Raw genomic sequence first — 9,415 nt, 5'->3', positions numbered from 1 at the left:
AGTCCATTTTTATGTTTTAAAGATAATGCTAACAGAGCAAACCCTAACAGCCATTCCGGAGTTATCAGAAGTTCAAACCTATGTACAGAGATTTTTCAAAACACAAACCCTAACCACTACAAGACAAAATTTATTTTTGAAAATGGCGAGAGTGTTAGTTATGAAGAGGAAGAGATCATCAAAGTTGACAGCGGCTTAGAGAAGCCTGCTAAAAAGGTGACAGCGCTCGATGCTATTGGCGGACGTGAAATATATATGGTAGAAAAAGAGAAGATAGACGGCGACACTGCGGTTTGTAATCTCGCTTCGGTCAATCTTTCACGCGTAAATACTAAAGAGGACATTGACAGAATCGTCCCCATTGCGATTCGCGCGTTAGATAATGTAATAGACCTTAACTTCTACCCGCTTGAGAAAGTAAAACGCACTAACATGAAAACGCGCGCGATCGGTCTTGGTGTTATGGGCGAAGCACAGATGTTGGCGCAAAAAGCTATAACATGGGGAAGCCAAGAGCACTTTGACAAAGTAGATGAGATAATGGAGTCCGTTAGTTTTAATGCCATCTCTGCATCTAGCGACATTGCGCTTGAGAAAGGCTCTTACTCAGAGTATGAGGGTTCTAAATGGAGCCAAGGCATTATGCCGATGGATCATGCAAATGCGGAGGTTAAAAAGCTTGTTGACCGCGGCGGACTTTTTGCTTCAGCTTACGAGTGGGACGAACTTCGTGCCAAAGTCAAAAAACAGGGCATGAGAAACGGTTATCTTATGGCAATAGCACCTACGAGTTCTATCTCGATTTTAACAGGCACGACACAGGCGATTGAGCCGGTATTTAAACGAAAGTGGTATGAGGAGAATCTCTCGGGACTTATTCCCGTTGTTGTTCCTGAACTCTCTCCCGATACTTGGGCGTACTACACTCCTGCGTATGATCTGAACCAGACGATTCTCATCAAAGCGGCGGCAATCCGCCAGAAGTGGTTGGACCAGGGTCAAAGTCTTAACATCTTCATAACTCTTGACAAAGCAAGCGGAAAGTATCTAAACGAGATATATATGCTTGCTTGGAAACTAGGACTTAAATCTACCTACTATCTTCGTTCACAATCTCCGGAGATGGCAAGTGATGTTGAGGATAGAAGCATGGAGTGTGTAGGTTGTCAATAGGATGAGGCCTCTGCTTAAAAAAGATTGCAATGCGTTTTTAAAGCGATTTGACAACTTTATAGATGCAGAGCTCAGATCCATAGAGATTATCTCTGCTAATAGCGTTAAAATTACTCTAGCGGCACAAGACGGTGCTAGAGAATTCGACTGGATAACAGTTACTTTAGAATTTAACGGCATCAAGGGCGCGCTACTGCTTGAAAATTCAAAACTCTCACATGTAGATATGAGCGAGGGCATAACACTGCTCTGTGAAGAGAACCGATTTGCTTTTGGCATCGGCAGTTATACCAATCTTCGCAATATAACAGACTCTGTGTGTTATATAAAAGCCGATTCACTCAAATATTTGCAAGGCGAGTTTTAGTTCATTAGTATTTCATAAACCATTTAGTTATAAAATTTTGTCAACCGCAAAAAAACTAAAAGGAATGAAAAAATGAAAAAGTTCTTTATTCTATTTACTCTGGCACTTTCGCTACTTTATGCAAAAGATAGCGTAGAGTTTAAATACGCACCTAAAAATCTTGAGAGAAACTTTCCAAGTGCTCAAAACCAGATACTCTCCTATAACAACATTCTACAAAACGTTAGAACAAGCATCGTAAATATCTCTATAAAAAAAGAGATGAAAGGGAATCTCTACAGCGCAAACCCTTTCTTTAGTGACCCGTTTTTTAGAGAGTTTTTTAAAGGATACGGGGATATTCCTCAAGATAGAATCCAAAAATCGCTAGGCTCGGGTGTTATCATCTCAGAAGATGGATACATAGTTACAAACAACCATGTCATTGACGGCGCAGATGAGATTATAGTAAATCTGGCAGGAGATAAAAAAGAGTATGAGGCAAAACTCATTGGAAAAGATGAGAAGAGCGACTTGGCTGTTATTAAGATTGAAGCAAAAAACCTAAATGCCGTAACATTTTATGACTCGGACAAAGTAAAAGTCGGAGATATCGTATTTGCTCTGGGAAATCCCTTTGGAGTAGGCGAGACAATCACGCAGGGAATAGTCTCAGCTACCGGCAGAAGCGGCGTGGGAATCGTAGAGTATGAAGATTTTATACAGACTGATGCTTCTATAAATCCCGGGAATTCAGGCGGCGCACTTATAAACTCAGCTGGTCATCTCATAGGGATAAACTCAGCCATCATCTCAAAATCGGGCGGAAATGTCGGCATCGGCTTTGCAATTCCATCAAATATGGTAACCTCCATAGCTATAAGTTTGATAGAGAACGGCAAATTTACCCGCGCATATCTTGGAGTTACCATTGCTGACGTTAGTGAAGACATGAGCAGTTTTTATGATGAAAATTACGGTGCGCTCATTACCGGAGTGGAGGAGAACTCACCAGCTGCAAAAGCTGGGCTAAAAAGAGGCGACTTAATCATCTCCGTAAACGGCAAAAAAATTGAGAGTGCGAGTGAACTTAAAAATACAATAGGCTCTTACGCCCCGCAAAAAGTAGTCAAAATAAAAATTTTAAGAGATAAGAAGATAGATATAGTAAATGTGACTCTTGCCACTCTCGATAGTAAAGTTGTTGCGGGTGAGTTTGAGTACAAAGGGATGAAGCTCTCTGAAATAACTTCTGCATATAAACAGCAGTTTAACATCACGATTGAGGGTGTACTTGTTGAAGAGGTAGATCAAAATAGTGAGGCATTTGATTCTGGAGTTAGAAAAGATGACATCATTATTCAGATAGAAAACACAGAGATAGCCAATTTAGATGAGTTTAAAAAGGCTACCGCATCAAAGAGCAAAAAAAGATTTTTTATCTATAGAAGAGGTGGTATTTTTGCCACTGTTCTATAACAACTAAGGAGTTAAAATGAGAGTAGTTTGTCCCGTTTGTAAAAGCGTCAACAATGTTCCGCAAAGAGACTCTTACAAAAAAGCTAATTGCGGAAAATGTAAAAGTTCACTTCTTGATACAAAACCTATCGAGCTAACAAACGCTGACTTTGACGAGGTAGTGGTGAACAGCGATATTCCCGTTATTGTAGATTTTTGGGCGCCTTGGTGCGGACCATGTAAAATGATGGCACCAAATTTTGCCAAAAGTGCAGCAAACTTTCCACTCAAAGCGCTCTATGTAAAAGTAAACACCGAGAATGAACAAAATCTCGGCGCAAGATTCGGCATAAGAAGCATCCCGACAATAATAGTCTTTAAAGATGCGAAAGAGGTTCACAGAGTTTCAGGTGCTTTGGATGAGGCAACATTAAATAAAATGGTTGCACAATTTCTATAGTATAATTGTCACTAAACAAAAAAGGTATGGTATGAAAGATACAGTAACACTAACAAACAATCGTGATGGCAAGAGTTATGAATTTCCCATACTCGATGCAAGCGTCGGACCCTCAGTTATCGACATCTCAACGCTCTACAAAGAGACTAACATGTTTACCTATGATGAGGGTTATACATCCACGGCATCATGCAAATCCGACATAACATATATAGACGGCGAAGCGGGAAAACTTATGTACAGAGGCTATGATATAGCATATCTTGCAACGAAGAAGAGTTTTTTAGATACCGCCTATCTTCTTATAAACGGCGAGCTTCCTGACAAAAGCGAGTTGGCTGATTTTGCGCTGGAGATGAAAAAACGCTCATTTGTACACGAGGGGGTAAAAAAACTATTTGACTCTTTTCCAGATGCCGCGCACCCAATGGCAATTCTCTCGGCAGGAGTTTCTGCTCTTTCAACATTTTACTATACTCATTTGGACATAAAAGACTCTGAGGAGTATACTGAGATGGCAAACAGAATAGTTGCAAAAATCCCTACGCTTGCCGCTTTTTCATACAGATACTCAAACGGACTGCCTATTATATACCCGGATATAAATAAAGGTTTTACCGAAAACTTTCTTTATATGTTGCGAGCTTATCCTCATGACTATATTGAATTAAAACCCATAGAGATAAAAGCTCTAGATACCATCTTTACTCTCCATGCGGACCATGAGCAAAATGCCTCGACTACTGCCGTCAGAAATCTTGCCTCAACAAACGCGCACCCTTATGCTGCTATCAGCGCAGGAATAGGCGCTCTTTGGGGAAGAAGCCACGGCGGAGCAAATGAGAGTGTAATTCGCCAGCTAGAGATGATTGGAAGCGTTGATAGGGTAGATGAGTTTATAGCCAAAGCAAAAGACAAAGATGACCCCTTTAGGCTTATGGGATTTGGACATCGCGTCTATAAAAACTTTGACCCTCGCGCTACCATTCTTAAAAATCTCCGTAATGAGCTTATTGAAGAGTTAGGCATTAGCAGTGAACTTATTGAGGTTGCAAATAAAATAGAGCAGATTGCATTAAATGATGAATATTTTATCAGCCGTAATCTCTATCCAAATATAGATTTTTATTCAGGACTTATTCTTCAAGCGCTGAAGATTCCAAAAGAGATGTTTGCAGTTATTTTTGTAATAGGCAGAACGCCTGGTTGGATTGCGCAGTGGAGCGAACTAAATCAACAAAAAACCGTCAAGATTGCCAGACCTAGACAACTCTACAGAGGTCCAAAAGAGAGAACTCCGGAGTATTAATCCGGAGTTGTAAAACTATTTAATATATGAGCAGCAGTAGTCTGTAACGGTTTTTACTCTTAGATCAAATGATGAGTTTGCAGGAACATTAAAACTCTCTGGAGTTTTAAGTGTTTTCCACTCTTCACCCGGAAGTTTTACATCCAACTCTCCGCTCGTCATCTCCATTATCTCAGCCTCTTTTGTTCCAAAAGTATATTCACCAGGCAACATAATTCCAAGCGATTTTACGCTGCCGTCTTTAAACTCGACAGTTCTGCTTGTAACTTTTCCCTCATGGTAGATATTTGCCTCTTTTTTTATATTTGCATTATTTAAATATGACATAAATCAAATCTCCTTCTTTTATAATATTGCCATTGTAACTAAATTATTCCCAATCGAGTAATCTCTGCTGACCCTCTAAACCTCTGATATGAGTAACATCTTGAGAAACCTCTATAACGCCTTTATAAACACCTTCATCATCTCTTATAGCAAAATAACGGATGTGAATAAACTTGCCTTTAAATGTTATCCAAAATTCGGCTTCGTCTCTGCGACCAGCTTTGAACTCTCGCAAAATCATTAAAACCTGATCTACAGATTTCGGAGGATGACAAAACTTTACCTCACGGCCGATAATTCCCGCACTTCTTGGAAATACTCTCTCATCTCCGCGGTTATAGAAGATAACAATGTCATTTTCATCTACATAAGTGATATCGACCGGCATAAACTTCAAAAGCCAGTTAATCTGCTCAGGCAGCATGTAGCCCTCTTCTAGATTGATTCTGTTCTCAAGTGAAAAAGGCAATTTTCTCTTCTGTTTATCTTGAGACGGATGGATATATTCACCCTCTACATGCGCAGGATAAGCAGCAGGCGGCGTATCAAACATCCAGCCTATCTCCTCATCGCCTGAGCGCATCTCTTTCCAGTCATCTTCATCAAGCATGCTTAGCGCATTTGGAAGAAGTCTTCCCTCTTCAACCTGCATGATGTGTTCTAAGTTTCCAAAAACTACCTGTAGCTGCTGCATCAAAGCGGGCATATTTTTCTCTTGTACCAAAGCTCTTGCGGTTTTTATCTCTGCTCTTATATCATCGTGAAAAGCCCACATGTTTTGTGAGGGACTCGTCCAGCCATACTTTTCAAGATATGGAAAAAGTTGGTTCTCTTTTCTTGCAAAATGCTTCTCAACAAGACAAAGCTTTTTAAATTTATCTTCAAACTCTTCAAAATTTTCTACTATATCTATACTGTTTATGCTTGAAATAAGTCCTCTCATTAACATATTTTCTTCTAAATAGACTCTTACCGGGTGCCCTTCAGGCAGATTTGCAAATGGATTCATAATTTTTCCTTAACGATTTTATAACAAAATTATACTGTTTAAAAAAATTTACTTTTTGATTTATAACAAGATGGGAATTACTGCAGCTTAAGCCTTACTCTTTGGGAGTGCGTTATGGCAACGGCTATGGCATCCGTTATATCGAGCGGTTTTATCTCTTTTTTTATATTTAAAAGCATCTTTGCCATATAAGCTACCTGCTCTTTTGTTGCTTTGCCGTTTCCTGTTAATGCTTTTTTTACTTGAAGTGCAGTGTATTCGTTAAACTGCCCGAACTGCTGAAGAAGCATAAGCATGATAGCTCCGCGAAACTGTGCAAGTTTAATTGTTGTTTTTGGATTATGCGCATAAAAAATATCTTCAATTGCGACTTCATCTATCTTGTGATTTTTAAATATGCTCTCGAACGCCTCGACCATCTGAGGTATCTGAAACTGCAACTCCTCGGCTTTTATCTTTATAAGTCCCGCCTCGATTAATGCTATTTTGCCTTTTTCTAAAGAGATAAGAGCATAACCCATCTTTCTTGTTCCCGGGTCTATTCCTAAAATTGTCATCTCTATCCTCTTGGCATGATATTTTCGTATTATAGTGCAACTATTTTAGGGGTGTCCTTAAGCTATTCACATATTCACAAATTTGTTATTCACATAATTTTAACTCTATTTATGGCAATAATCGCTATTATTCACAAATATAATAGAGATAGAGGAAGAGTTGTGAATATAGGTCAAAAGATTTTGCTTCTGCTAAAAGAAGAGATACCCGAAATTGAATATAACAGATATATAAAGCATCTCGTTTATGACACAAAAAAATCCACCAGTGATACAGCTCTGTTCTATGCTCCAAACTCTCTGGTTCTAAACTGGATAAAAAACAAATACAGCGCAAAAATCAAACATCTTTTTGAAGTACATGACTCGTCTAACGTCACTGTAAAAATTTTACTTAAAAACCAGATTGAGTCTAAAAAAACAGAGCAGAAAAAAGAGCAGAAACATCAGCACTCCCTATTGAATCCCTCACACACTTTTGAAAATTTTATGGTCGGAGGCTCCAATCAGTTTGCCTATGCCGCTGTAAAGAGTGTAAGCGAAAAACCGGGAATTCTCTACAATCCTCTTTTTATTCACGGAGGAGTCGGTTTGGGCAAAACCCACCTGATGCAAGCAGCTGGAAATGTTTTTCAAAATCAGGGAAAAATCGTTATCTACACTACGGTTGAGCAGTTTTTAAATGATTTTATACGTCATGTAAGAAATAAAACTATGGAGAGATTCCAAGAAAAGTATCGTAAATGCGACGTGCTTCTTATTGACGATATCCAGTTTTTAAGCAATAAAGAGGGAATTCAAGAGGAGTTTTTTCACACGTTTGAAGCTCTAAAGGGAGTCGGAAAACAGATTATACTAACAGCTGATAAGCATCCAAAAAAGATAGCTGGACTTGAAAAAAGACTTCAAAGCCGCTTTGAGCATGGACTTGTTGCAGATATTCAACCGCCGGAACTTGAGACAAAGATAGCTATTATAGAAAATAAGTGTAAAATCAATAAAGTTGTTCTTACAAAAGATATTATAAGTTATATAGCAACGGTAATTGAGAGTAACGTTCGTGAAATTGAGGGAATTTTATCTAAACTACATGCCTATTCACAACTTATGCATGTCGATATTGATTTACAGTTTACGAAGAGTGTTTTAAAAGATCAACTTCAGGAAAATCGTGCCAATCTTACCCTCGATATTATCACACAAAATGTTGCTAAAGATCTGAATATAAAACCGAGTGAAATACGCTCAAAAGGAAGAAGTAAAAATCTGGTTTACGCTAGAAGAATTGCAATTTATCTCTGTCGTGATTTGACACAAAACACCATGCCGCAGCTTGCACAGTACTTTGGAATGAAAGATCATACGGCAATTAGTCATACGTTGAAAAAAATAAACGAACTCATTCAAAACGATGAAGATTTCAAGGTTAAAATACAAGAATTAACCAATAAAATAACTTCATCTTCTTAAAAAAGATAAAAAAAAGATATAATTACTTAAGTGAATAGATGTGAAAAAACTCCCGAAGGTTCATCACATCTAAAAAGCTCTCGTGGTAGGAGTAAATTGATAATATTCACATTATCACTCCCCCCTACTACTACTACTATAATTTTATATAATAAATAGGGATTCAAATGAAGATAACGATACAAAAGTCTATCATTGAAAATATTTTGGTTCATGTTCAACCGTTTTTAGAAAAAAAAGATGCTTCACAAATTACGTCTCATCTATTACTGGATGTTTCAAACTCAAAATTAAATATTAAAGCTACAGATTATGAAATAGGTCTTTTTGTATCCACAGACAAAGTAAATATTATCCAAGACGGTACAGTTACAGCAAACGGTAAAAAATTCTTAGATATTGTTAGAATATTAAAAGATGGCGATATTACTTTAGAAGTTAAAAATGACACTCTTTATATTTCTCAATCACACTCTAACTTTAAACTACCTACATTTTCTTATAGTGAATTTCCGTCATTCCCTGCTTATGAAGGAAAACCTCGTATACTGATCAATTCACACTCACTAATAGACTCACTTAAAAAAATAACTCCCTCAATTGATAACAACAACCCTAAATTTGAACTCAACGGTGCACTTATCGACATAAGAGAAGAGGGAATTAACTTTGCATCAACCGATACAAGAAGATTGGCGGTTGTAAATATTGAAAACCAAAATAGCAATCAGTTATCTATAATAATTCCTAGAAAAGCAATAATCGAAATTCAAAAACTCTTTTTTGACGACATAGAGCTTTACTATGATGAGACAAATCTTATTATCCATTCTGAGCAATACACCTTTTTTACAAAACTGATAAATGGAAAATTTCCAGAATACTCAAGAATAATTCCTAAAGAGATATCAAAAACATTAACTCTTCCAAAAGCTACAATGATTGAGTCTATTAAGCAGATTACAACAATCTCTTCGGATGTTAAAATAACTTTTTTACAAAACAGCATAACGTTTGAATCACTAAGCGATGACAATATAGAAGCAAAAACTGAAATCAATCAAGAAACAGGCTTCTCTACACCTTTTGTTATTGCCATCAACAGCAGACATCTTTTAGACTTTTTAAATAGCATAAACAGCTCAGAGTTCAACATTGGTTTAAATGAGAGCAATCTTCCTTTTGTTTTAAGTGAGGGTAATTTTAAAACAGTCGTAATGCCTATAGTTATTTAACTGATTTAATACACCTTTACAAAAAATGCATAAAAATACTTTATAGTTCTCAAAAAAACAAGTTTTTTTGT

The 9,415-nt window shown here is 37.4% G+C and carries 9 protein-coding genes and 1 pseudogene; 7 read left to right on the top strand and 3 right to left on the bottom strand.

Going from position 1 to position 9,415, the window contains the following annotated elements:
* The 5 genes and pseudogenes from RQ763_RS06050 to RQ763_RS06030 all read left to right on the top strand — a co-directional run.
* Positions 1–1,173, top strand: a pseudogene (locus RQ763_RS06050) (ribonucleoside-diphosphate reductase subunit alpha); the annotation flags it as partial.
* Position 1,174: 1 nt separating this feature from the next.
* A complete protein-coding gene (locus tag RQ763_RS06045; protein WP_314151769.1) occupies positions 1,175–1,540 on the top strand; it encodes a hypothetical protein in 366 nt (121 codons plus the stop codon).
* 72 nt (positions 1,541–1,612) lie between these two features.
* Complete coding sequence (locus tag RQ763_RS06040; RefSeq protein ID WP_314151768.1) at positions 1,613–2,998, top strand: Do family serine endopeptidase; 1,386 nt, start codon at positions 1,613–1,615, stop codon at positions 2,996–2,998.
* Positions 2,999–3,014: 16 nt separating this feature from the next.
* Positions 3,015–3,437 carry a thioredoxin TrxC gene (gene trxC, locus RQ763_RS06035; protein WP_314151767.1) on the top strand — a complete coding sequence of 141 codons (423 nt, stop codon included), beginning with the start codon at positions 3,015–3,017 and terminating at the stop codon, positions 3,435–3,437.
* A gap of 31 nt (positions 3,438–3,468) precedes the next feature.
* Entirely contained in the window at positions 3,469–4,746 is a 1,278-nt protein-coding gene (locus RQ763_RS06030; protein WP_314151765.1) for a citrate synthase, read from the top strand.
* Between the two features lie 15 nt (positions 4,747–4,761).
* Here RQ763_RS06030 and RQ763_RS06025 read toward each other — a convergent pair whose 3' ends face one another.
* The 3 genes from RQ763_RS06025 to ruvC all read right to left on the bottom strand — a co-directional run bounded on the left by RQ763_RS06025 (position 4,762) and on the right by ruvC (position 6,639).
* On the bottom strand, positions 4,762–5,073 hold the full coding sequence (locus RQ763_RS06025) for a pyrimidine/purine nucleoside phosphorylase (protein ID WP_314151764.1): 312 nt from the start codon (positions 5,071–5,073) through the stop codon (positions 4,762–4,764).
* 43 nt (positions 5,074–5,116) lie between these two features.
* On the bottom strand, positions 5,117–6,082 hold the full coding sequence (locus RQ763_RS06020) for a DUF438 domain-containing protein (protein ID WP_314151762.1): 966 nt from the start codon (positions 6,080–6,082) through the stop codon (positions 5,117–5,119).
* A gap of 77 nt (positions 6,083–6,159) precedes the next feature.
* Positions 6,160–6,639, bottom strand: coding sequence for a crossover junction endodeoxyribonuclease RuvC (gene ruvC, locus RQ763_RS06015; protein ID WP_294882051.1), 480 nt, complete (start codon positions 6,637–6,639; stop codon positions 6,160–6,162).
* Positions 6,640–6,801: 162 nt separating this feature from the next.
* On the opposite strand from ruvC, the gene dnaA reads away from it, so the two are divergent.
* Both dnaA and dnaN read left to right on the top strand, forming a co-directional pair.
* A complete protein-coding gene (dnaA, locus tag RQ763_RS06010; RefSeq protein WP_314151760.1) occupies positions 6,802–8,109 on the top strand; it encodes a chromosomal replication initiator protein DnaA in 1,308 nt (435 codons plus the stop codon).
* 167 nt (positions 8,110–8,276) lie between these two features.
* Complete coding sequence (gene dnaN / locus RQ763_RS06005; protein WP_314151759.1) at positions 8,277–9,344, top strand: DNA polymerase III subunit beta; 1,068 nt, start codon at positions 8,277–8,279, stop codon at positions 9,342–9,344.
* The last annotated feature ends 71 nt before the right edge of the window (positions 9,345–9,415 follow it).

The organism is Sulfurimonas sp. (assembly GCF_032250635.1).
Lineage (GTDB): Bacteria > Campylobacterota > Campylobacteria > Campylobacterales > Sulfurimonadaceae > Sulfurimonas.
This window is presented reverse-complemented; position numbering and strand designations above follow the sequence as displayed.